Genomic DNA, 23,462 nt, shown 5'->3' on the forward strand with positions numbered 1-23,462 from the left:
CGAAGGACAGGCCATGCGGTCATCGCAGGCCCAGGGCCTTGCGGTACACCTTGCCCCACACCGGATGCCCCGCCTCCGACTTGCTCAGCACAAAACCCGGGTCGGCCTGGCGGGCCAGCTGAAAAGCCGATGCACACAAGGCTTCGCGGCGGCTGGTGCAGTAAATGAACGCCAGATGCTTGTGGGCTGTGGCACGGTCTGGGCCCACGTTGAGGCCCAGCTGCAGTGACTGCTTCAGGCGCGCTTCGGCTTCTTTGTAGTCGGCATTGCGATAGGCCTCGACGCCCCGGGCCAGGCTGGCCTCACCTGGGGCGGCCATGCGCTCGGGCGGAGCCTCCACCACAGGTGGCGCGGGCGGCGGTGGTGGCGGGGTCTGGCAACCCGACAGCGCTGCCACACAGGCCCAGAAGGCCATCTTCCAGACGCGCGACATGCAGCCCATGCGCCCAGGCCATGCAGAGCGCTGCCCTCCGTCGACACCGGCGTCAGAACGCATGGCGCACCACCTGGGTCTGCCCGGACTTCACCTGCAACGTCACGGTGTAGGGCTCGGCTCCGTCGTTGCGGACCGTGACCACATGGCGTCCCGGCGGCAGCTTCAGTTGCGTCAACGGTGGCGCCACCCCTGCAGCCCGGCCATTGACGCTGACCTGCCCCCATGGGCTGATGGCCAGACGCAACACCCCAGGGGCTGGCGGCGGTGCCACCGCCACAGCGGGCGGCGCCGATGCGACGGGAGCAGCGACAGAAGCGGCCACCCAAGGCGCGACAGGCCCTGGCACCGCAGAAGCCGGCGCCTCGGACACCGCCACCGCGGGCATTGCGGACGCGGTGGATGAAGGCGCGGCCACCTTCACGGTCACTTGCTCGGCCACCTGCGCGGCGATCGGCTCTGCAGCCGGCACCGACGCACCGCTCAAGGCCGGCCGGTCCGCGCCCCTCAAAGCTGGCCTCGCCTGAGGTGCCGCCCCCCCGACAGCCGGCGCTGACGCGCGCTGCCAGGCCAGCCATGCCCCTGTCAGCAGCAGGCCCGCACTGGCCAGGCCTGCAACGCCCACCAGAGCCAGTGCCCAGCGGGGCTGCCCAGGTCGCGCGAGGTGGCTCGCATGCGCCCTGAGTTCAGACCGAGACCCTGCAGACGCGCTGGCGCCCGAGCCGCCAACCTTGTCCGACGCTGTCCCGGCCTCATCGTGCTCGCCCTGACCGCGCTGGCTGTCGAGCCAGTCACGGAGTTCTTGCGCCAGGGTGCGGGCCGACCGGGTGCGGCGCACCAGTTCGGGCGCCATCGCCCGCATGGCGATCTCGGACAGGGCCTGCGGCACCGTGCGGTTGACCTCATGGGGCGGGCGCACATGCGCCGTCAGCACGGCCTGGTGGATCTCGTCAACCGAGCCTCCCCCAAAGGCACGCCGCCCGGTCAGCAGCTCATAAAGGATCACACCCAGGGCGTACACATCGGCACGGCGATCGACCGGCTCGCGGCGGATCTGCTCGGGCGCCATGTAATAGGGCGAGCCGCCCACCACCTCACCGAAGCGGCTCAACCCATCGTTGGGGCCCTCGTGGCCGGCCTGGCGGATGCGGGCAATGCCGAAATCCAGCACGCGCGGCTGGGTGCGCCCCACCATGAAGATGTTGGCTGGCTTGAGGTCTCGGTGGATCACGCCCTTGTGGTGGGCATACGAAATGGCGTCGGCCACACGCCGCACGATGAGGGCGGCCTGCTGGAGCGTCGGGCGCCAGCCCATGGCCAGCAGCTGGCGCAGGTCCTTGCCGCGCAGCAGCTCCATGGCGATGTAGGCACCGTTGCCACCCGCACCGGCGTCGTACACGGTCACGATGTAGGGGTGGCTCAAGCTGCCGGCTGCACGGGCTTCATTCGTGAACAAGGCGTTGAACTGCTCACGCTCGGCCTCGGGAAGGTCCACCTGCAGGGTCTTGATGGCAATGAGGCGCGACAGCAGCGGATCATGGGCCACATGCACCATGCCCAGACCACCCTGGCCGATCAGGCGCTTGAGCGCATAACGCCCCACGTGGCCCAGGGTGGGCAGCTGATCGATGGGGGTGTCATCGCCCTGCGCAGGGTCCAGGGGCAAGGGCCGGGTGGACACCACCGTGCTGGTGTCGTCCAGATCCAGCGCAGCGCCGGGCTCCAGCGCCTCTTCGGGCGCGGGCTGCTGGCGGTCAGGCGTCATCCTTGAACCCTCCCCTGGCTCAGGACATGGCAGTGGCCGGGCGCGTCAGCGTTGTCGCTGCGCCTTGACCTCTTCGGCGCGCAGCAGCGGCGCCAGGTGGTCGAGCACGCCGTTGACGTACTTGTGCCCGTCGGTGCCACCAAAGCTCTTGGCCAGCTCCACGGCTTCATTGATCGCGACCTTGTAGGGCACGTCCATGCAATGGGCCAGCTCGTAGGTGCCCACCCACAGCACGGCGTGCTCGATGGGCGACAGCTCGTCCAGCGGGCGGTCGAGGAACTTCACCAGCTGGGCGTCGAGCGATTCACGCTGGGCCACACAGCCGTGCAGCAGCGCATCGAAGTGCACGCGGTCGCACTTGTGGAACTCGTCCTGCTCGCGCACATGGGCCTCGATGGCGCTGGTGTCGCGGGGGTTGAGCTGCCACTCGTACAGGCCCTGCAGGGCGAACTCGCGGGCACGGCGACGGGCCGACTTGGTGCGGTCGCGCAGCACACCGGGCTTGCCGGCTGGCGGCTTGGTGGGGGTGTGTTCGCTCACAGCAGTTCGTCCAGCAGATTGGCCATTTCAACGGCCACGATGGCCGCATCTTTGCTCTTGTCGATCACGCGGGCACGGGCCTGCGCTTCGTTCTCGACGGTCAGGATGGCGTTGGCCACAGGGATGTGGTGGTCCAGGCTGACGCGGGTGACACCGGCGCCACTTTCGTTGGCCACCAGCTCGAAGTGGTAGGTCTCACCGCGGATGATGCAACCCAGCGCCACCAGGGCGTCGAACTTCTCGCTGTCGGCCATGGCCTGCAGGGCCACGGGCACTTCCAGCGCACCCGGCACGGTCACGTGCTGGATGTGCTTGCGCTGCACACCCAGACTGACCAGGTGGTCGATGCACACGCGTGCCATCTCGCTGGTCAGCTCGTCGTTGAAACGCGCCTGCACGATGCCGATGCGGAGGTCTCGCCCGTCGAGGCGGTTGGATTGGCCTTTGTCAGCGCCTTGCATGGTCTGTGTATCCCGAAAAAGAACAAGTCAAAGAACGAACACGGAAAGTTCAGTGGCCCGGCGGCAGGCTTTGCCCGTCGGCGGTCAGGAACCCCGTCACTTCCAGCCCGAAGCCCACCATGGAAGGCATGCGACGCTGGTTGCCCATCAGGCGCATGCGGTGCACCCCCAGGGTCTTGAGGATCTGGGCGCCCACGCCATAGGTGCGCAGGTCGACCTGGGCCTTGGTGCCGGTGTCGGGCTGCGGGGCCGGCAGCAGCTGCTCCAGCAGGCGCTCCTGGTCTTCGCCGGCGTTCAGCAGCACCACCACGCCACGGCCGGCGTCCTTGATCTGCTGCAGGGCCTTGGGCAGGGGCCACGAGTGCACGCGGCTGTCGGCATCGAGCCAGTCGAGCACCGACAGGGGCTCGTGCACGCGCACCAGGATCTCGTCGTCGGCCTTGACCGAGCCAGGGGCCATGCCCAGGCTCAGGGCCAGGTGCACGGCGCCGGTGCGGTCCTTGAACACCTTGGCATCGAAGGCGCCAGCGGGCGTGACCAGGGTGCGGGTGCCCAGGGCTTCGATGATGGATTCGTTGCGGCTGCGGTATTCGATCAGGTCGGCGATGGTGCCGATCTTCAGGCCATGCTCCTTGGCGAACACTTCCAGGTCGGGCAGGCGGGCCATGGTGCCGTCGTCGTTCATGATCTCGCAGATCACGGACGAGGGGCTGAGACCGGCCATGCCGGCCAGGTCGCAACCGGCTTCGGTGTGGCCTGCGCGCATGAGCACGCCGCCATCTTGCGCCTGCAGCGGGAAGATGTGGCCGGGCTGCACCAGGTCGGTGGGCTTGGCGTGGCGGGCCACGGCGGCCTGCACAGTGCGGGCGCGGTCGGCGGCCGAAATGCCGGTGGTGACGCCCTCGCGGGCTTCGATCGACACCGTGAAGGCCGTGCCGTGCTTGGTGCCGTTGCGCGAGACCATGGGCGGCAGCTGCAGCTGTTCGCAACGCTCGCGGCTCAGGGTCAGGCAGATCAGCCCCCGGCCATACTTGGCCATGAAATTGATGGCTTCGGGGGTGACGTGGTCAGAGGCCAGGACCAGGTCGCCTTCGTTTTCGCGGTCTTCTTCATCCACCAGGATGACCATGCGGCCCGCGGCCAGTTCGGCGATCAGTTCGGGAATGGGAGAAATAGGCATCCCGCCATTGTAGGCGGGGCCCACTCCGTTTGGGGTGTCAAGTCCGTCAAACCCCTGATTTGCCCTCGGCCGAAAGCATTCTTTCCACATAGCGGGCGATCAGGTCGACCTCCAGGTTCACCTTCGAGCCGGCCTTCAGCTCGCCCAGCGTGGTGTTTTCCAGCGTATGGGGAATCAGGTTGATGCTGAACACGGTGCTGCCGTCGGTGGCGTCATCGACCGCATTGACGGTCAGGCTCACGCCATTGACCGTGATCGAGCCCTTGTAGGCCAGGAAGCGGGCCAGGGCCTTGCTGGCGCGGACCTGCAGCAGCCACGACTCGCCCACGGGGTCGAACCGCACCACCTCGCCCACGCCGTCCACATGGCCGGTCACCATGTGGCCGCCCAGGCGGTCGTGCGTGCGCAAGGCCTTTTCGAGGTTGACACGGCCCAGGCCATCGAGGCCCACGGTGCGCACCAGGCTTTCGGCCGAGACGTCAATGGTGAACCGGCGGGCAGGCAGGTCGAGCGTGGTGACGGTCATGCAGGCACCGTTGTGGGCGATGCTGTCGCCCAGGCCCACGTCGTCGAGGTAGCCTGCAGGGGCTTCGACCATCAGGCGGCGGCCGTGGCTGGCGTCAGGGCCCAGGGGTTGCGAGTCGACGATCTGGCCCAGGCCAGTGATGATGCCGGTGAACATGGAAGCAGGGCTTTCGTGAAAAGGGGCTTGGAATGCAGGGCTGAGGCAAAGGCTGGGGCGCCGGGTCAGAAGTCGGCTGCACCGGGGCAGCGCGCCAGCAGGCGCAGGTCGGCGCCCACCAGCGCCACGCTGTGCCAGGCCATGGTGGGGGCCTGATCCAGCGCAGCCAGTGCAGGAAGGTCGGCAAAACCGCGGCCTGCCCCCAGCAGCTTGGGCGCAAGATACACCAGCCATTCGTCGGCCAGGCCCGAGGCGATCAAAGACCCCGTGAGCGTGGCGCCCGCCTCCACGTGCAGCTCGTTCACCCCGCGTTCGGCCAGGGCGGCCAGCACGTCGGGCCAGGTCAGGGCCGGCAAGGCCAAGGTGGGCACTCCGGCGGCCGCCAGGGCCGTGTGGCGGGCATGCGCTTCAGGCTCGGCAAGGGCATCGGCCTGCAGGCCGATCACCAGGGCGCGTTCGGGCTCGCGCAGCACCGCAGCATGCAAGGGCGTGCGCCACTGGCGGTCCATCACCACGCGCAGGGGCTGGCGGGGCACCTCGCGGCTGCGCACATCCAGCCGAGGGTCATCGGCGAGCACGGTGCCGATGCCGGTCAGCACCGCCGTGGCACGGGCGCGCCAGTCGTGGCCGTCCAGCCGGGCCGCTTCCTGCGTGATCCATTGGCTGCGACCGTCGGGCAGCGCGGTGCGGCCGTCGAGCGAAGCCGCCATCTTCACGCGCACCCAGGGGCGCTTTCTCACCATGCGAGACAAGAAGCCGATGTTCAGCTCGCGGGCGGCCACGGCTTCGGGCGCATCGGGCGGCAACTCGACCACCTCGATGCCTGCCGCGCGAAGACGGGCCGTGCCCTGCCCGGCCACCAGCGGGTTGGGGTCGTGCAGGGCCACGACCACCCGAGCCAGCCCCTCGCGCACCAGGGCATCGGCACAGGGCGGGGTGCGGCCGTGGTGGGCGCAGGGCTCCAGGGTCACCCAGGCGGTGGCCCCCTTCACGCTCAGCCCCCGGGCCTGGGCATCGCGCAGGGCCATCACCTCGGCATGGGGCCCACCCGCCTGCTGGGTGTGCCCCTGGCCCAGCACCTGACCGTCGGGGGCCGTGATCACGCAGCCCACCCGCGGGTTGGGGTCGGACAAGGCAATCGCGCGGTGGGCCAAAGCCACCGCCATGGACATGGGGGCGAAACTCATGCCCTGATTGTCGCCGTGTTGTCAGCCTCCCGACCCGCCACCATTGGTCGGCATCTGGCGACCGTCCGTCGCCCGAGCCGCCCGCCGCACACCGAAGCCCCAAATAATGACAACATGAGACCTTTGCCGCACCGCCCACCGCTTCAACGCGGGTTCACCTTGGTCGAGTTGATGATCACCGTGGTCATCAGCGCCGTGTTGATCGCCATCGCCATCCCCAATTTCAGAACCCTGCTGCGCACGAAGCGTGTGGAAGCGGCCACCCAAGCCCTGGCGTCTTCTTTCAAGCTGGCGCGCATCGAGGCGCTCAAACGCGGCCGACAGGTCACCGTGTGTCGCAGTAACACTCCCGATGCAGCAGCGGCCTCTTGCGCTGCGGGCAACGGCAACTGGAACACAGGCTGGATCCTCTTTGAGGACATCTCGCCGCCGCGCGGCACCTTCAACGGGAACGACACCCTGATCAAGGTCGAGGCCCCAACGTCGAACGCCATCGACCTCACACCGACTGCGCTTTACTTTCTGACTTTCCGGCCAGATGGCCTGCCCGTGCAGGGCAACCCAGTGCCCAACATCACACTGAATGTCCTTCCCTACGGCGTATCGGCAACTGATGCAGGGTCGGCAAATCGCAACATCGTGATCAGCCGAGTAGGGCGCGTCTCCGTTAACTAAAGATTGAAGCCATGGCTTTGTTCCCATCTCGCCCTCGCCCTCGCCTTCGGCATCCCAATGGCATGACCATGATTGAAGTGCTGGTGGCTCTGCTGCTGCTGTCGATCGGGCTGCTCGCCATGGCTGGCATCCAGGCCAACAGCAGCCGCATTCAGCGCACCAACGAATTCCGCGGCGCGGCCAACGAATTGCTTCAGTCTTTCGCAGAAGCGGTTCGCGCCAATCCGTCAGGGGCCATCGCAGGCAATTACAACTTCAACGACACCGGCACGGCCGAGCCTGCCCGACCAGCCACCCTGTGCCAGGACGTGGCGGTCGCCTGCACTGCTGCGACCATCGCGCAGGCAGACCTCTTCCAGATCCGTCAGGCCATTCGTCGGCGCCTGCCTGAAGGCAACCTGTTCGCCACCTACGTCGCCCCTGCGCCGGGCGTGAACCCAACGACCAGCATGTCGGTCTGGGTGTACTGGACCGCACAGACCGAAAGTGGCAACGCACCAGACGACGCACTCTGGGCAGGCCTGGAAGACAACTGCCCAGCACAGGTCGCACAACTCACCCCACGCCGCATCTGCGTGATGCACACCATTTCGCTCTGACGCCATGGGCTCACCCAAGATGCTGACCAAGCCAGCCCTCCCCGCACCACACGGCCGCAGCCTGCTCGAGCTGCTGCTGGCCATGACCATTGCCCTGGTGGTGCTGGGTGCCATTCTGTTTTCCGTGAACCAGACCGGCCAGAGCAGCCGCCAGGACAACGAGCTGGCTCAACTCAACGAAGACGCCACCATTGCAGCCAACCTGATCCGCTGGCAGCTTCGCATGGCGGGCTACAGCCAGACCCGGGTGATCACATCCTCCACGGAAACACCGTCCAGGAACTTCGTTGGCTCGGCCGTGCTGGGTTGCGAAGGTGGCTACACCAACACCAACGCCGCTGCATGGCGCTGGGACCCGACCCTCAACCCACCCGCAGCCGTGATCTCTCAGGGCTGCGTGAATCCGGCCGCCGACTCAGCACCCGACGCACTGACCGTGCTGTTCGAGGGAGATGCATCGAACACCGTGCCCGCAGCTAACAATGCACCCACCGACTGCCTGGCCAACGGCGTGGTGGCCACCGTGCCGTCTGCCATTGAGGTCGGCGCACCCTACACACTGGTGGAAAACAGGTTTTTCATCCAGAACGTTGCGGGCGTGCCCACCTTGAGCTGCATCGGCAACGGCGGGGCTGCTGCATTCGGCGCACAAGCCACCTCACAACCCCTGCTGCCCAATGTGGTCGACATGCAGGTCACCTACGGGGTGGCCGCCCTGTTCCAACCCCCGGCAGACTCAGGCAGAAGCGCCTACCCGCTTTTTGAAGCTCGGCAGTTCCTGCGAGCCGACCAGGTGGACAACCTCATCCCTGGCAACCGCGACGCGTCATGGCAGCGCGTGGTCAGCGTCAACGTGTGCCTCCTGCTGAGCACACCCAATGACGCATTGCCAGAGCCCATGGACTATCAGGATTGCCGTGGCGTACGCCACCCCACCGCCGCAGATGCCAATGATCGGCGAGGCTACCGCGCGGTGAACGTCACGGTCGCGCTTCGGAACCGAGCAACCGCCTGCGCGAATGCCAACGCCACATTCCCCGACCTTTGCCGCTGACCCATCATGGCCCACACCCTTGCCCCACGATTCAGGCGCCCCCAGGAAGGGGTGGTGCTCATCATCGCCCTGGTCCTGATGCTGGCGATCGGGGTCACCACCACCATGACTCTGAAGTTCGTGATGTCCAGTGACCAGATCGGCTCCAGCATCCGTGATGGGCAGCTCGCCAGCCAAGCCGCAGAAGCGACGCTTCGGTGGTGCGAAGACCAGGTCATCCGCAACCAGCCCGGTGTTCGGGTGCTGCCCCCGCCGCCAGGCCAGTCAGGCATGGACCTCAACGCTGAAGACACCACCGAAACGTGGCGCGCGGAGGCCAACTGGGTCTTGAACACCAACGCCTTCGAGCCGCCTGCCGGGGTGCTGGCGGCCATCGACGGTGGCAATGCGGTGGCACGGAACTTCAATCAGTTGCCTCAATGCATGGCGCAGCAGATCAGGCTGCGCTCGATCGACAGCGACGTGGGCAACGCCACCAACGCCATCGTGCGTGTGGTGCGCGTGACCGTCCGCGGCTTTTCGCCCAACTACGACCGCACCCCAGGTGCCGCACAAGGCGGCGAAGTGTGGCTGCAGTCGACCCTCTACATTCCCTTCTGACACACGAGGTGATCATGAACACGCCGCATGATTTCCCGGGTCGCTTGCGCACCCTCACTCTTCAATTGTTGATCGCTTCCATGGTTTGGGCGCCTGCGGCGCCCACCTTGGCCGCGCCAGCCCAGATGCCGCTGCTGAACAAACCAGCCGAGTCCGTCGACCCCAATGTGTTTTACACCATCGACGACTCGGGCTCAATGGCGTGGTCCGCCCTGCCGGACGAGCGCGTCAACTACCTGCGCAGCCGCGAAACGTTGCCGAACCGCGGGGCGCGAACCACTTACCCAGTGAACCACCCCAACGAACCCGACAGAAACAAACAAGACACCTTCACCTGCGTTGTGCCCACGCACTCGGGAAAAGGCAGCAGCACTTGGCTGACCGCCTCCGGCGCGCCTCACCATGTGAATTTTCGGACACCCAACGTGACCAATGCTCGCCCTTACCCGGGCAATGAGCTTTACTACAACCCGAACATTCGGTATCGCCCGTGGATGAAAGCAGATGGCACCGAGTTCGCCAACTCGACGCCCGGCACCACATCCGCCAGCACCCTCGACGTTTATGTGGACCCGCTGCAGCTGGTCAAGCCCTCCAGCGCCACCTCCGCAGCCACGGCGTTCCTGAAGCCCAGAGAAGTCACGCCGCTGTCCCCTTTGAACAGTTCTTCACCCACCACAGGTTGGTGTGCTGAGGCAACACTGGGATATGACCGCAATGGCGTGCCCTTCCTGACACCCAATTTGGTCACCTACGAAACGCGCTACTTCAGTCCAGCGTCCTATTACGAAATCGGTCATGGCTGGGTGGACATCGGCGGCGCCGCCAGCACCGCCACATTCCCGCCCAATCGCAGCAAGAGTGCAGACCGGACCGATTGCGCCAGCAGCACCAAGTGCACACAAGCCGAAGAGCTGGCCAACTTTGCCAACTGGTTCACCTACTACCGAACCCGCAACCTGCTGGCCATCGGGGCCAGCAGCCGGGCATTCGCCCCCCAGAAATTCAACATGCGGTTGGGTTACGGGCGCATCAACAACACCACGGCCAACAGCCAGTACAACTCGATCGGCACATTGATCCGAGGGGTCAGGTCATTCTCCAACCCCCTGCAGCCGACCGACAGGCAGGCGTTCTTTGACTGGCTGTATGAGGTTCCGGCCTCGGGTGGCACGCCCCTTCGACGCGCGATGGACGATGTCGGCCAGTACTTCATGAACCGCACCGACAACGGTCCTTGGGCAGACGACCCCAAGCCACTGAGCACATCCACGGCCAACACCAACCACCTGGCGTGCCGAAAGAGCTTCCACCTGCTCATGACCGACGGCTACTGGAACTCGGAACAAGCGACCACCGCGGCAGCACGTGCCGACGTGGACAGCACCACAGGGCCCAAGCACACCAGTGACATGGCCATGCGCAGCGATCCCGACCAAGTTCGCACCTACACCTACACACCGGCCAATTCGCCACGCTATCAGGACAAATGGGCCAACACCCTGGCCGATGTCGCGATGTACTACTGGGTGAACGACCTGCGCCCAGACCTGCGCAACAAAGTGCCATTGCCCTCCAGCATTCCGACAGACACCGCAGCCGAGATTCAAAAGGCCGATGAAAACGCTTTGGACCACGCCTTCTGGCAACACCTGAACACCTACACCGTCAGCCTTGGCGTTCAGGGCACACTGCCAGCCACGGTCACAGACTCGCCCGGCAACAGCGGCATCACCCTCTGGCCCGCCAACAACGTCTGGCCACAGCCTGACAACGACAGCTATGTCAACGGCGGCGACGAAAAGATGGTGGATGACCTCTTCCATGCGGCGCGCAATGGCCGAGGTCGGTTCTTGACCACTCGCAACCCGGCTGACTTTGAATCAGCCATCAAGAGCTTCCTGCAGTCGGTGGCCGCCTCAGTGCCCACCGACAGCGGCGTGGCCGTGTCCGGCATCGTGCTCGACAGCAACAGCCGCAGCTACATCCCGTCTTACAACCCGTCTTCGTGGTTCGGCGACATCATCGCCTACAACATCGGCAGCGCTGGCACGGGCACCACAGTGGCCTGGAAGGCCAGCGAAGCCGTCCGTCCAGCGGCGACGCGCAACATCATCACGTGGAACCCGGAAACCCGGACGCCCACCACGTTCGGTGTGGATGGCGCCGGACTGAGCACTGCCATGCGCAACACCTTGGTGGGCACCCGCAACAGCACCGATGCCAACAAGCTCATCAACTACCTGCGAGGTGATCGCAGCGAAGAAGGCGCTCAGGTGCCGTCGCTGCGCTGCCGAGGCACCACAGGTGATGCGCCTTGTCAGGCACCTTTCAGCACGACCACACCTGCCCCGCTGGGGGACATTGTCAACAGTACGCCCCTGTTGGTCCGAGATGCGCTGGACCTGAACTACCAGTTCTTGCCCGACAAGATCAACGGCAAGGCATCCGGCAACACCACTTACCGTGAGTACATGGCCAGCAAAGGCAAGCGCTCACAAGGCTTGCTCTTTGCAGGCGCCAATGACGGCATGCTCCACGCCTTCACCGACCCCAAGACTGGTAGATCCGATGAGGTGCTGGCTTATGTGCCGTCCAGTGTGCTGGGGAACATGGCTCGTCTGGCGGACCTGGAGTACGGCAAGAGCACCGACCCGAGCAAAGCCCATCGCTTCTACGTGGACGGCCCATTGGTCGAATCTGATGCATACCTGAACGGCTCATGGCAGAACATGGTGCTGGGCTCGACGGGTGCTGGTGCCAGAACCGTGTTTGCCCTGCGGGTCAACACGACCTCTCCCGACCAGATGTCAGCCACCAACCTGATGTGGGAGCTTTCGGCCACCAGCAGCACGGCCGCCAGCAACGACCTGGCCAAACTGGGCCACGTGACACAACCCGTGGCCACAGGCGTCACGCGCAGCGGCCAATGGGTGGCCGTGTTCGGCAATGGGCCAGACAGCACGCACACCGACGGCGCCAAGGCTTACCTGTTCGTGGTCGATCTGGCCACCGGCAATCTGGTCACCACACTGAAGGCCAGCGACGAGTTGCGCAATGGACTGGGCGGCGTGAGCTTGATCACCGACATCAACCGCACCATCGTGGGCGCCTATGCAGGTGATCTGAAAGGCAAGATGTGGCGCTTTGACATGGAAAGCGCCAATCCATCAGATTGGAAGGTAGGACTGGGTGGCAAGCCCCTGTTCGAGGCCACCACACCGCAGCCCATCACCGCAGCCCCCACTTACCTGTCGCATCCGAAGGGTGGCCTGCTGGTGGTGTTTGGCACAGGCAAGCTCTATTCAGACACAGACGACGCCAGCACCCCCGAAAACGAAAACGATCCAGCCAATACGAGCCTGCAGACCCTGTTTGCAGTGCGCGACCGCACCAAGGTGGGCGGCAGTTCGCTGGCCACGGTTCAACCTGTGCAGTCCAAACTTCTCAAGCGGGAGTTCGAAATCATCAGCGGGTCGACCGACACCTGGACCATCAAGAAGGTGCCCACCGTCGACCTGACCCAGGACGGCTGGTACCTGAACCTGGAGATCCCTGTTTCAGGCTCGACCAGCCTGCCGCGACCGAGAGCCTTGTTCTCACCGCAGCTGCTGCCGGACGCCTTGATCATGGGCACCGTCGACCTCAAACAAGAAGATCGCTGCGACTCGGCCTCGGCAACCAGTTACATCCTGGTGCTCGACCCACTGACCGGCGGCACCATCGTGCTCAACTCCACCGACGCCAACGCGACCCGCACCATCGTCTCCGCCTACAAGCGCCCATTCCGTGGCAACCCCAAGGTGACCTACTCGCGCAAACCGAATGGGGGCGAGGGCGTGGTGATCTCTGGTGGCGGCAATTGCCCGACCTGCACGGGCGGCAGCAACACGATTGACGTCACGCTGCCGTCCAACTTCGTGCGCCGCAACTGGCGCCAGATCATCAACTTCCCGCAGTGACATGACACACCACCCTTTCACCCAGTCAGCTGGCCGCCAACGGGGCTTCACTCTGATCGAGCTGGTGATCGTGACGCTGATCATTGCCGTGCTGACGGCCGTGGCCCTGCCGAGCTACCAGAAGCATGCCGAGAACGCCCGGCGGGCCGACGCTCGCAACCTGCTGCTGGCGGCCCAGCAGTACATGCAGCGCTACTTCGCGGCTAACAACACGTACATCGGAGCCAACCTGCCGAACAACCTGTTGCAGTCGCCCGCGCAGGGCAAAGCGGAGTACCAGATCACGGTCACCAATGCGACGGTTTCGACCTTCGCCTTGCAAGCCACGCCTGCCGCTGGTGGCAGCATGACCCAAGACAAATGCGGGGTGCTGTCCCTCACGTCCACCGGGCAACGGGGCGCCAAAGGCGGCTCAGCGACCGGACAGGCCTTGGCCGATTGCTGGAAGTGATCCTCGAACAGCTCCGGGGCCTGCCCCGGGCTCAGCTTTTCTTGCCGCTTTCCTTGACCGCGGCCACGAACTCGGTCACGTCATCAAAGCTGCGGTACACCGAAGCAAAGCGCACATAGGCCACCTTGTCGAGCTTGCGCAGCTCCTTCATGACCCACTCGCCCAGCTGGGTGGACGACACTTCCTTGTCACCCGACTGCCGCAGCTTGCCTTCGATGGCTTCGATGGCCGTTTCCACGGCCTCTGCGCCCACGGGTCGCTTGCGCAAGGCCAGCATCAATGACGACTTCAGCTTGGCGCGGTCGTAGTCGGTGCGGCGTCCGTCTCGCTTGACGATCGACGGCAATTCGATTTCGGCGCGCTCGTAGGTGGTGAAGCGCTTGTCGCAGGCCGCGCATTTGCGGCGGCGGCGGGTCGAATCGCCTTCGTCGGAATCACGCGTTTCGACCACCTGGGTGTCAGGGTGTCCGCAAAACGGGCAGCGCATGGTGGAGCTCTCTGAAGGGTCGCGGTGTGTTCAAGGCACGCAGCCTGCATGCAGGCAACGGCACTGGCAGAAAAAAACCCGGCAGGGCGGGCGCCCATGCCGGGTTCGATTGCATCACGCGTTCACGTGGGAATCAACGGTAGACCGGGAACTGACGGGTCAGCGCCGACACCTGCTCGCGCACGCGGGCGATGGTGGCCTCGTCGTGCGGGTTGTCCAGCACGTCGGCGATCAGGTTGCCCACGGCCACGGCCTGCTCTTCCTTGAAGCCACGGGTGGTCATGGCCGGCGAGCCCAGGCGAATACCGCTGGTCACCATCGGCTTTTGCGGGTCATTGGGGATGCCGTTCTTGTTGCAGGTGATGTGTGCGGCACCCAGGATGGCCTCGGCTTCCTTGCCGGTCAGGTTCTTGGGGCGCAGGTCCACCAGCATCACGTGGCTTTCGGTGCGGCCCGACACGATGCGCAGGCCGCGCTTCGTGAGGGTATCAGCCAGGGCGGCGGCGTTCTTCACCACTTGCTGCTGGTAGGCCTTGAACTCGGGGCTCAGGGCTTCCTTGAAGGCCACGGCCTTGCCGGCGATCACGTGCATCAGGGGGCCGCCCTGGATACCGGGGAAGATGGCCGAGTTGATCTTCTTGGCGATCTCTTCCGAGCGCATCAGGATGATGCCGCCACGCGGGCCACGCAGGCTCTTGTGGGTGGTCGAGGTGACCACGTCGGCATGGGGCACCGGGTTGGGGTACACGCCCGCGGCGATCAGGCCAGCGTAGTGGGCCATGTCCACCATGAAGTAGGCGCCGATTTCCTTGGCAATGCGTGCAAAGCGCTCGAAGTCGATGCGCAGGGCGAAGGCCGAAGCGCCGGCGATGATCAGCTTGGGCTTGTGCTCACGGGCCAGGGCTTCCATGGCGTCGTAGTCGATGTCTTCCTGCGCGTTCAGGCCGTAGGACACCACCTTGAACCACTTGCCCGACATGTTCAGGGGCATGCCGTGGGTCAGGTGGCCGCCTTCGGCCAGGCTCAGGCCCATGATGGTGTCGCCGGGCTGCAGCAGGCCGAAGAACACGGCCTGGTTGGCTTGGGAACCCGAATTGGGCTGCACGTTGGCGAACTCGGCGCCGAACAGCTGCTTGAGTCGGTCAATGGCCAGTTGCTCGACCACGTCCACGTGCTCGCAACCGCCGTAGTAACGCTTGCCAGGGTAGCCTTCGGCGTACTTGTTGGTCAGCTGGGAGCCCTGGGCTTCCATGACGGCCGGCGAGGTGTAGTTCTCGGAGGCGATCAGTTCGATGTGGTCTTCCTGACGGGTGTTCTCGGCCTGGATGGCGGCGAACAGCTCGGGATCGACTTGGGCAATGGTGTGCTGGGCGCGGTCAAACATGACTTGGCAGTCCTCTTCAAGGTTGAAGACCCACCGCGTGGCAACCCGCGTGCGCCACCACAAGGTGCGCGGCACGTGCTGAACCACTTCAGAGGGCTGCCCAGGCGAACGGCGGTTCCCGCACAGGCCACCCTTGGCCCGAACGGGGCTGCGCTTCCCGGTGGTTCACCACCTCAGGCAGGGCAAGCCCACCATCTATCGCCAGTCGCGCAGCGAATCTCGGATTGTACCCAAGCCCCGGAAAGCGTGCAGCATGGCCGCCGCGTTCTCGGGGGCTCTTGGCGTCAGTTCGCCAGGGCGATCTGCTCGGCGGCCACCCGCTCGGGGGCGCCACGGTGGGCATTGACGGGCGCTTCGCTGGCCGAGGGGGCCGGCGAGACCGCCGGCGCAGCCCGCTGAGCCCCGGACGCCGCAGCGTCTGGCTGGTAAGCCGTGGGCACGGAAGGCACCACCTGCGTGGCCGCCGCCTCGATCACGGCCCCCGGCGGCGGCAGGGTGGCGTTGGTGGGCACGTGGCGGCCCGCTGCCACGCTGAGCAGGTAACGCTGCTCGGTCAGCACGCGGTTGGCGTAACCACCGTCATGGGCCAGGTTGGCCGCCCCCACGTAATACTTCAGCCCTTCTTCCAGACTGCCCGCGCGGGTGATGCACTCTTTGAGCACCTGCACGCCCACACGCAGGTTGGTCACCGGGTCAAAGGCCGCACGCTTGCCACCGAAGGCTTCGTACTTGTCGCGGTGGATGCCGGTCATGACCTGCATCAGGCCTTGCGCACCCACATGGCTCTGCGCAAAGGGGTTGAAGCTCGACTCCATGGCCATGATGGCCAGGATCAAGGTGGGCTCGACACCGGCGGCCTTGCCGACGCTCCAGGCTTCTTGCACCAGGCGCGAAATGGGCTCCTGCGCCACGCTGTAGCGGCGAGAGATCCACTGCACCACCAACTGCTGCTGACGGTTGAGCTCCGACACGTCGGCGGCGGTGGCGCGCTGGATGGCGTCCGGCTCGGCCATGGCCAGCAGGAAGTTCTCGTCTCGGGCCGTGTCGGCACCGCCTTGCGGTGCCAGGCGCGCCAGGGCGCGGTCGGACAACCAGGCCAGGGCATCGGTTTCCAGTTGATGTCGCAACTCGGGCCGTGTGCTGAGGAACACGGCGGTCAGCACCGCGCCCAGACCGACCACGGCCAGGGCATGATGACTCACATGGCGGACACCTCTTGCGACGTCGGCGCCGGTCTGGCGCCAGGTGTCCCATTGCTTGAACGCTGTCATGGTTCTCCTTTCTCGTCTGCGGCCCGGGCTGGTCGAGGCTCGACGGGTGGTCGGCATCACCAGGGCAACCCACACCTTGTGAGCAGGGGTTGCAGGGGCAACAGTGATAATCAGCGCGAGCAGGTGGCGGTCGACCCGGCACCTGTCCCTCGCTGGCAGCGTCGCGCCCTTGAACAGGGCGCAGGGTTTACCCCAGGAAAAGGCCCTGGAGCGATTCGAGCGCGGATTCTAGGCAGCCCCGAAATAACCAGTCAAGCATAAGAGATCGATCTCTTATAACTTTTATTCTATGAAATACCGTGACTTGCGTGACTTTGTGAACGGTCTGGAACGCCAGGGTGAACTGCGTCGGATCCAGGAACCGGTGTCTGTCCGTCTGGAAATGACGGCCCTGGCCGACCGGGTGCTGCGCGCTGGCGGTCCAGCCCTGTGGTTCGAGCAGCCGGTGAACACGCCCGCAGACGGCTCACAAAGTAACGCAAAACGTTACAAATTTCCGGTGCTGGCCAACTTGTTCGGCACGCCTCGGCGCGTGGCCCTGGGCATGGGCGCCGACGACGTGAGCGAATTGCGCGACATCGGCCGCGTGCTGGCCAGCCTGAAGGAGCCCGAACCGCCCCGTGGCCTGAAAGACGCCGGCAAGCTGCTGCAGATGGCCAAGGCCCTGTGGGACATGAAGCCCAGCACCGTGGGCCGTGCGCCCTGCCAGGCCGTGGTGCGCGAGGGCAGCGACATCGACCTGACAGACATTCCCGTGCAGTGGTGCTGGCCCGGCGACGCGGCCCCGCTGCTGACCTGGGGTCTGGTGGTCACGCGCGGCCCCCAGGGTGTGCCCAACCCGCGCCGCCGCCAGAACCTGGGCATCTACCGCCAGCAGCTGATCAGCAAACGTCAGGTGATCATGCGCTGGCTCGCCCACCGTGGTGGTGCGCTCGATTTCCGGGAGTTCGCCCTGGCCAATCCCGGCCAGCCCTTCCCCATTGCCGTGGCCTTCGGGGCCGACCCGGCCACCATCCTGGGTGCCGTCACACCCGTGCCCGACTCCTTGAGCGAATACCAGTTCGCCGGGCTGCTGCGAGGCAGTCGCACCGAGGTGGTCCACACCGCCGTGGGCGAACGTGGCGAAATGCTGCAGGTGCCGGCCTCGGCCGAGTTCGTGCTGGAAGGGCACATCCCCACGGCCCCCAAGGGCTACACCGGCACCAGCGAGCACGGCGTGCCCCTGATGGAGCGCAACGGCTACCTGCACGCACTGGAAGGCCCTTACGGCGACCACACCGGCTATTACAACGAGCAGGACTGGTTCCCGGTGTTCGAGGTGAACCGACTCACCCACCGCGAGAACCCCATTTACCACTCCACCTACACTGGCAAGCCGCCCGACGAGCCCGCCGTGCTGGGCGTGGCGCTCAATGAAGTGTTCGTGCCGATCCTGCAGAAGCAATTCCCCGAGATCGTCGACTTCTACCTGCCGCCCGAAGGCTGCAGTTACCGCATGGCCATCATCAGCATGAAGAAGGCCTACGCAGGGCACAGCAAGCGCCTGATGTTCGGCCTGTGGAGCTTCTTGCGCCAGTTCATGTACACCAAGTTCATCGTCATCGTCGACGACGACGTGAACATCCGCGACTGGCAGGAAGTGATCTGGGCCATCACCACCCGCATGGACCCGGTGCGCGACACCACCCTGGTGGACAACACCCCGATCGACTACCTGGACTTCGCCTCGCCGGTCAGCGGGCTGGGCGGCAAGATGGGCCTGGACGCCACCAACAAATGGCCTGGCGAGACCGACCGCGAATGGGGCCGCACCATCACCATGCCGCAGGCCGTGACCGACCGGGTGCTGCAGGTGCTGGAACGCGCAGGAATCCGCAACTGAGCTGGCTTTGAACCTGCGGCGCGGTCGAGGCCTTCGATGGGGCCTTGCCACGGCCCCCGCTTCGGCGTAGATTGAAGTCACCTGCACAGCAGGCACCCCCACTGACGCAGTCGCTGCGTCAGGGAAAGAGGCAACACCTCCCCTTGCCCTTTCCTTCGGTGGCTTGAAGCCACCCGGCCCCCGGCTTCGTCCGGGGGCTTCGCTTTTCAGGGGCTCTCCTCGGGCACGTGCAGCGGCACATGCGCCATGCCATGATCATGACGTCCCCCCAACGCCCGAGGTTCACATGCCCGACACCCACACGCCTGACCACGCATCGAGCACCATCACCCTGGCCGGTGGCTGCTTCTGGTGCATTGACGCCGTGTTCCGCCGCACCCGGGGCGTGCGCCATGTGGAATCGGGCTATTCCAACGGACATGCCCCCCACCCCAGCTACGAAGCAGTCTGCGGCGGTCAGACGGGCCATGCCGAAGTGGTCCAGGTTCAGTTCGACCCGGCCGTGCTGAGCCTGCAGCAGGTGCTGGAGATCTTCTTCACGGTGCACGACCCGACCACGCTGAACCGCCAGGGCAACGACGTGGGCACCCAGTACCGGTCAGGCATCTACTGGCATACACCGACGCAAGAGGCCGAGGTCAGGGACTGGGTGCAGGCACAACGGGACAGTGGCCGCTACACCCAGCCCATCGTCACCGAACTGGCGCCGCTGCAGAACTACCATCCGGCCGAGGCCTATCACCAGGCCTACTTCGAACACAACCCGCACGCGGGTTACTGCGCCTTCGTCGTGGCGCCCAAAGTGGGCAAGTTCCAAAAAGCCTTCCCCGCGCTGGACCTCAGCCAGCAAGGCTGAGCTGCGCGCCCCCCCGCGTGTGCACTTCACAGGCACCTCATGAAGCCTTTCAGGCGCTGCAGTCTCAGGGCGCCAGGCGCGACAAAGCCCACCCTGCACCAGCCTGCGTGAACACCAGGCGGTCATGCAGACGGCTGGGTCGGCCTTGCCAGAACTCCCAGCGGTCAGGCGTCAGGCGGAAACCACCCCAGTTGGCCGGCCGCACCGGGTCGGTGCCCTGACGGGCCTGTTCGGCCTCCCAGTTCACTTCCAGCACTTGCCGGGTGGCGATCACCTGACTTTGCGGCGAGGCCCAGGCGCCAATGCGCGAGCCCAGCGGGCGGGTGCGGTAGTAGCTGTCCGACTCGTCATCGCTCAGGCGCTCGACACGCCCTTCCACGCGCACCACCCGCTCCAGTTCAGGCCAGAAAAACTGCAGGCAGGCAAAGGGGTTGGCGGCCAGCTCCAGGCCTTTGCGGCTGTCGTAATTGGTGTACCAGCACAGGCCTCGCTCATCCAGCCCCTTGAGCAGCACCACACGCGACGACGGGCGCCCCTGTGCCCCCACCGTCGACAGTGTCATGGCATTGGCCTCCAGCACGCGGGCGTGCACGGCCTCGTCGAACCATTTCTGGAACTGGGCCAGGGGGGTGGGGGCCACATGGGTTTCATCAAGGGCAGCCTGTTCGTAGCTGCGGCGCATCTGCGCCAGTTCGTGTGCTTGGTTGTCCATGTGCGCAGTATCCGCCACCCCTGGTGCAGCGTCCATGCCCCGTGTCAAGCCCGCGTCAGGCACACGGCTGCCACCGTGACCCAAGCCACGCCAGCCACCCGATTACATCTGGTAACAGGGGATCACCCTTAGGGGCTTGTGCGGTGGTGCAGCGCAGCAAGCCCGCCTCAAAATGGTGCTTCCTCGTTTGGGAGCCCCATGAGCGATCAGCCCACCGTCATCCTGCTGGCCGACCCGGAAATGCACTGGCGCGCGGACGACCGCCAGGCCATCGGTCACTACAGCGTGCTGGACACGGCGCTGCGCAGGGTGCTGTCCAGTCAGTTGCCCCGCGTGCTGGTGGCCACCCCTGCACAAGCAGAAGTCGCTGCACGACTGCTACCGGGGCAAGACATCTTGCTTCAAGAGCCCCCCAATGCACAGCAGTGCGCCAGCGACTGGCTGGCTCAGGGTGTGGCCAAGGCCGTCATCGAACGCGGCGACAGCCCTGGCTGGGTGCTCCTGCCCATCGACATGCCCATGCTGCGCCTGGACACACTGCACGCGGTGGCCGCCGGCCTGAAAGCTGCCACCATGGTGTTCCCGTGCCACCGCCATTTGCGCGGCCTGCCGGTCGGTTTGTCTGCCGAGTTGCACAGTGAGCTGATCCGGGTGCGCTCCGACCAGGACCTGCGGCGGCTCACAGCTCGCTACCCCGGCATGGACATCGATGTCGACGATGCGGGCGTGCTCATGACCATGGACGCGCACACCGGCCTGAACCAATTGCGGGCCCAACTCACAGGCCCGGCCATGGGCTCCCTGGTGCGCAGCGGCCTGAGCGCGCTGCCACTTTGAAGCCGGTCAGCCTGGGCCTTCGGGGCACCAGACTGCAGGGTCAAGCCCTGGCATCACCCCATCGCAATGGGGTGGTTTCATCACCCTGGTAGGTGGTTTTGCCGTTCTTGTCGACGCAGTACTGGGGGGACGCCACGACATCTTCCAACGTGGCGCCTTCACTCAGGCGGGTGTAGTCGAACAGCACGCTGTGCTTCAGGCGACTGTTCTTGCGCAGCAGGCAGCCATGCCCCAGCCAGGCCGGTCCTTCGATGGTCACACCCGGTTCAATGCAAGTACCCGAACCGATGTACACCGGCCCCTCGATGTTGACCGTGTCCCAGTCGATACGGGTGTTCAAGCCGACCCACACCCCCGGGCGCACTTCCGTGCCTGGCATGTCCATCTGTGCCACCTCACCACGCAGCACGCGCAGGCTCACAGCCCAGTAATCCGCCACGCGGCCAATGTCGATCCAGTTGAAGTGGCGGGTCTGCGCATAAAACGGCATGCCGCGCTCGGCAAGCATCGGAAACAGCTGGCTGCCAATGTCAAATTCGACACCCGAAGGCACCAGTTCCAGAACCTCCGGCTCGAAGATGTAAATGCCGGTGGACGCGTAACGCGACAGCGCCTCGTGCGGCTTGGGCTTTTCCTGAAAGGAGGTGATGCGTCCGGTCTTGTCCGCCACCACGATGCCGTAGTTCTTGACTTCGTCCTCGGGCACTTCCAGCGTCACCACCGAGGCCATGGCCTTCTTGGACTTGTGCTCGAAAAGCGCTGCCTTGATGTCCAGATCGATGATGGCGTCGCCACACAGCACCAGGGTGGTCTCGTCAAAGAAGCCGCTGAAGTCCTGGATCTTCTTCATGCCGCCGGCAGACCCCACCGGCTTGGGCATGATCTCGCCGTGTTCACGCGCCCCTTCGTAGGAGTAGCCGATCTCAACACCCCAGCGGTGACCATCGCCAAAGTAGTTCTCAATCTTCCAATGATTGAACGCCACATTGACCATGATCTCTTTGATCCCGTAGCGGGCCAGATGCTCGATCAGGTACTCCATGACCGGCTTGCCCAGGATGGGCACCATCGGCTTGGGAATGTTTTTGGTCAGAGGACGCACCCGTGTGCCTTGTCCGGCCGCCAGGATCATTGCTTTTGCCATGTCAATCTCAACTCAAAATCAGAATGAAGACTCGCCAGACGGCGATGCGCAAGCCGCATGACCCACGCGCTCAGTCCTGTTTGTACACGTATCGGTCAGTCAGCATGCCACCAATGGGCGAGATACAACAACCCACTGCGCCCTGGATTCAGGGGGGCCCCACGCGGGGAAACAACCGATAATTGGTTGGTATTCAGCATTGGCCGATCACATCATGATTCTGATCACTGGAGGCGCCGGCTTCATCGGCGGCAACTTCGTTCACCACTGGTTCGAGCGCCGTGAGCGCCTGGGCCTGCCTCGCGAGCAGGTCGTGGTGTTCGACAAGCTGACCTACGCAGGCAACCCGGCCACCATCCAGGCCCAGATCGCCAGCGGTGACGCCATCCTGGTGCACGCCGACATCTGCGACCGCGATGCCGTGCGCAACGCACTGGCCACGCACAAGCCCCGCGCCGTGCTGCACTTCGCCGCTGAAAGCCATGTGGACCGCTCCATCCACGGCCCTGGCGAATTCATCCAGACCAACATGGTCGGCACCTTCACCCTGCTGGAAGAAGTGCGCGCCTACTGGGGCGCCATGGAGACCGCCGACAAGGCCGCCTTCCGCTTCCACCACGTCTCGACCGACGAGGTGTATGGCTCGCTGTCCGACACCGACCCGGCCTTCAGCGAAACCACGGCCTACCAGCCCAACAGCCCCTACTCGGCCAGCAAGGCGGGCAGCGACCACCTGGTGCGCGCCTACCACCACACCTATGGCCTGCCGGTGCTGACCACCAACTGCAGCAACAACTACGGCCCGTACCACTTTCCTGAAAAGCTGATCCCGCTGATGATCCTGAACGCGCTGGACGGCAAGCCCCTGCCCGTCTACGGCGACGGTCTGAACATCCGCGACTGGCTGTACGTGCGCGACCACTGCGAGGCCATCTGCCAGGTGCTGGAAAAGGGCACCCTGGGCGAGACCTACAACATCGGCGGCATCAACGAGATCAAGAACATCGATGTGGTGACCACCATCTGCCGCAAGCTCGATGAACTGCGCCCTCGCGCCGATGGCGCCAAGTACGAAAGTCAGATCACCTACGTGACCGACCGCCCGGGCCACGACCGCCGCTACGCGATCGACCCGACCAAGGTGCAGCGTGACATCGGCTGGCGCCCCGCGCAGACCTTCGAAACCGGCATCGACCACACCGTGCGCTGGTACCTCGAGAACACCGAGTGGATCGACACCGTGCGCTCGGGCGCCTACCGCGACTGGATCTCCCGCAACTACGAGGGCCGTCAAGGCTGA

At 65.2% G+C, this 23,462-nt stretch carries 22 protein-coding genes and 1 riboswitch; of the genes, 10 read left to right on the forward strand and 12 right to left on the reverse strand.

What is annotated here, in order from left to right; translation table 11 throughout:
* Positions 1-19: 19 nt before the first annotated feature.
* From EYS42_RS10650 to ribD, 7 genes are all read right to left on the reverse strand, one after another.
* Positions 20-496: a TssQ family T6SS-associated lipoprotein gene (locus EYS42_RS10650; protein ID WP_245503605.1), complete on the reverse strand. Its 477-nt coding sequence runs from the start codon at positions 494-496 to the stop codon at positions 20-22.
* The gene (locus tag EYS42_RS10655) at positions 486-2,198 is read right to left on the reverse strand and encodes a serine/threonine-protein kinase (RefSeq protein WP_130968147.1); all 1,713 of its coding nucleotides are present in this window, start codon (positions 2,196-2,198) and stop codon (positions 486-488) included. Before EYS42_RS10655 ends, EYS42_RS10650 begins: the two co-directional genes overlap by 11 nt.
* A 45-nt stretch (positions 2,199-2,243) precedes the next feature.
* On the reverse strand, positions 2,244-2,738 hold the full coding sequence (nusB, locus tag EYS42_RS10660; protein ID WP_425358891.1) for a transcription antitermination factor NusB: 495 nt from the start codon (positions 2,736-2,738) through the stop codon (positions 2,244-2,246).
* Positions 2,735-3,199, reverse strand: a complete 465-nt coding sequence (gene ribH, locus EYS42_RS10665; protein ID WP_130968148.1) for a 6,7-dimethyl-8-ribityllumazine synthase — start codon at positions 3,197-3,199, stop codon at positions 2,735-2,737. Before ribH ends, nusB begins: the two co-directional genes overlap by 4 nt.
* Before the next feature lie 49 nt (positions 3,200-3,248).
* Complete coding sequence (ribBA, locus tag EYS42_RS10670) at positions 3,249-4,379, reverse strand: bifunctional 3,4-dihydroxy-2-butanone-4-phosphate synthase/GTP cyclohydrolase II (RefSeq protein WP_130968149.1); 1,131 nt, start codon at positions 4,377-4,379, stop codon at positions 3,249-3,251.
* A 46-nt stretch (positions 4,380-4,425) separates the two neighbouring features.
* Positions 4,426-5,061, reverse strand: coding sequence for a riboflavin synthase (locus EYS42_RS10675; protein ID WP_130968150.1), 636 nt, complete (start codon positions 5,059-5,061; stop codon positions 4,426-4,428).
* A gap of 65 nt (positions 5,062-5,126) precedes the next feature.
* The gene (ribD, locus tag EYS42_RS10680; RefSeq protein WP_130968151.1) at positions 5,127-6,248 is read right to left on the reverse strand and encodes a bifunctional diaminohydroxyphosphoribosylaminopyrimidine deaminase/5-amino-6-(5-phosphoribosylamino)uracil reductase RibD; all 1,122 of its coding nucleotides are present in this window, start codon (positions 6,246-6,248) and stop codon (positions 5,127-5,129) included.
* Positions 6,249-6,362: 114 nt separating this feature from the next.
* On the opposite strand from ribD, the gene EYS42_RS10685 reads away from it, so the two are divergent.
* The 6 genes from EYS42_RS10685 (at position 6,363) to EYS42_RS10705 (ending at position 13,589) form a co-directional block, all read left to right on the forward strand.
* Positions 6,363-6,923: a GspH/FimT family pseudopilin gene (locus EYS42_RS10685; protein WP_130968464.1), complete on the forward strand. Its 561-nt coding sequence runs from the start codon at positions 6,363-6,365 to the stop codon at positions 6,921-6,923.
* 11 nt (positions 6,924-6,934) lie between these two features.
* Positions 6,935-7,522 carry a type IV pilus modification protein PilV gene (pilV, locus tag EYS42_RS10690; protein WP_130968152.1) on the forward strand — a complete coding sequence of 196 codons (588 nt, stop codon included), beginning with the start codon at positions 6,935-6,937 and terminating at the stop codon, positions 7,520-7,522.
* A gap of 4 nt (positions 7,523-7,526) precedes the next feature.
* Entirely contained in the window at positions 7,527-8,576 is a 1,050-nt protein-coding gene (locus EYS42_RS10695) for a PilW family protein (RefSeq protein WP_130968153.1), read from the forward strand.
* 6 nt (positions 8,577-8,582) lie between these two features.
* Positions 8,583-9,176: a pilus assembly PilX family protein gene (locus tag EYS42_RS17080; RefSeq protein WP_165456723.1), complete on the forward strand. Its 594-nt coding sequence runs from the start codon at positions 8,583-8,585 to the stop codon at positions 9,174-9,176.
* A 425-nt stretch (positions 9,177-9,601) separates the two neighbouring features.
* Positions 9,602-13,138 carry a pilus assembly protein gene (locus tag EYS42_RS10700; protein WP_165456724.1) on the forward strand — a complete coding sequence of 1,179 codons (3,537 nt, stop codon included), beginning with the start codon at positions 9,602-9,604 and terminating at the stop codon, positions 13,136-13,138.
* A gap of 1 nt (position 13,139) precedes the next feature.
* Positions 13,140-13,589, forward strand: coding sequence for a type IV pilin protein (locus tag EYS42_RS10705; protein ID WP_130968155.1), 450 nt, complete (start codon positions 13,140-13,142; stop codon positions 13,587-13,589).
* A 31-nt stretch (positions 13,590-13,620) separates the two neighbouring features.
* Here EYS42_RS10705 and nrdR read toward each other — a convergent pair whose 3' ends face one another.
* The 3 genes from nrdR to EYS42_RS10720 all read right to left on the reverse strand — a co-directional run bounded on the left by nrdR (position 13,621) and on the right by EYS42_RS10720 (position 16,731).
* The gene (gene nrdR / locus EYS42_RS10710) at positions 13,621-14,076 is read right to left on the reverse strand and encodes a transcriptional regulator NrdR (protein WP_130968156.1); all 456 of its coding nucleotides are present in this window, start codon (positions 14,074-14,076) and stop codon (positions 13,621-13,623) included.
* A gap of 133 nt (positions 14,077-14,209) precedes the next feature.
* A complete protein-coding gene (gene glyA / locus EYS42_RS10715; RefSeq protein WP_130968157.1) occupies positions 14,210-15,460 on the reverse strand; it encodes a serine hydroxymethyltransferase in 1,251 nt (416 codons plus the stop codon).
* Between the two features lie 91 nt (positions 15,461-15,551).
* A riboswitch (ZMP/ZTP riboswitch) is annotated at positions 15,552-15,679 on the reverse strand.
* A 65-nt stretch (positions 15,680-15,744) separates the two neighbouring features.
* A complete protein-coding gene (locus EYS42_RS10720; protein ID WP_130968158.1) occupies positions 15,745-16,731 on the reverse strand; it encodes a lytic transglycosylase domain-containing protein in 987 nt (328 codons plus the stop codon).
* Positions 16,732-17,020: 289 nt separating this feature from the next.
* Between EYS42_RS10720 and EYS42_RS10725 the strand changes: the two genes are divergently transcribed.
* Complete coding sequence (locus tag EYS42_RS10725; protein WP_130968159.1) at positions 17,021-18,613, forward strand: UbiD family decarboxylase; 1,593 nt, start codon at positions 17,021-17,023, stop codon at positions 18,611-18,613.
* Between the two features lie 286 nt (positions 18,614-18,899).
* Positions 18,900-19,469, forward strand: a complete 570-nt coding sequence (msrA, locus tag EYS42_RS10730) for a peptide-methionine (S)-S-oxide reductase MsrA (protein ID WP_130968160.1) — start codon at positions 18,900-18,902, stop codon at positions 19,467-19,469.
* A 64-nt stretch (positions 19,470-19,533) separates the two neighbouring features.
* On the opposite strand, the gene pdxH is transcribed toward msrA, so the two are convergent.
* Positions 19,534-20,181, reverse strand: a complete 648-nt coding sequence (pdxH, locus tag EYS42_RS10735) for a pyridoxamine 5'-phosphate oxidase (protein ID WP_130968161.1) — start codon at positions 20,179-20,181, stop codon at positions 19,534-19,536.
* A gap of 198 nt (positions 20,182-20,379) precedes the next feature.
* Here pdxH and EYS42_RS10740 point away from each other — a divergent pair, with 198 nt between their 5' ends.
* On the forward strand, positions 20,380-21,018 hold the full coding sequence (locus EYS42_RS10740) for an NTP transferase domain-containing protein (protein WP_130968162.1): 639 nt from the start codon (positions 20,380-20,382) through the stop codon (positions 21,016-21,018).
* A gap of 40 nt (positions 21,019-21,058) precedes the next feature.
* Here EYS42_RS10740 and EYS42_RS10745 read toward each other — a convergent pair whose 3' ends face one another.
* Entirely contained in the window at positions 21,059-22,162 is a 1,104-nt protein-coding gene (locus tag EYS42_RS10745) for a nucleotidyltransferase family protein (protein ID WP_130968163.1), read from the reverse strand.
* A gap of 214 nt (positions 22,163-22,376) precedes the next feature.
* Here EYS42_RS10745 and rfbB point away from each other — a divergent pair, with 214 nt between their 5' ends.
* Positions 22,377-23,462 (forward strand): dTDP-glucose 4,6-dehydratase, encoded by a 1,086-nt coding sequence (gene rfbB, locus EYS42_RS10750; RefSeq protein WP_130968164.1) that lies wholly within the window; start codon positions 22,377-22,379, stop codon positions 23,460-23,462.

Origin of the sequence: Aquabacterium lacunae, from assembly GCF_004310865.1 — a bacterium.
GTDB lineage: Bacteria > Pseudomonadota > Gammaproteobacteria > Burkholderiales > Burkholderiaceae_C > Aquabacterium > Aquabacterium lacunae.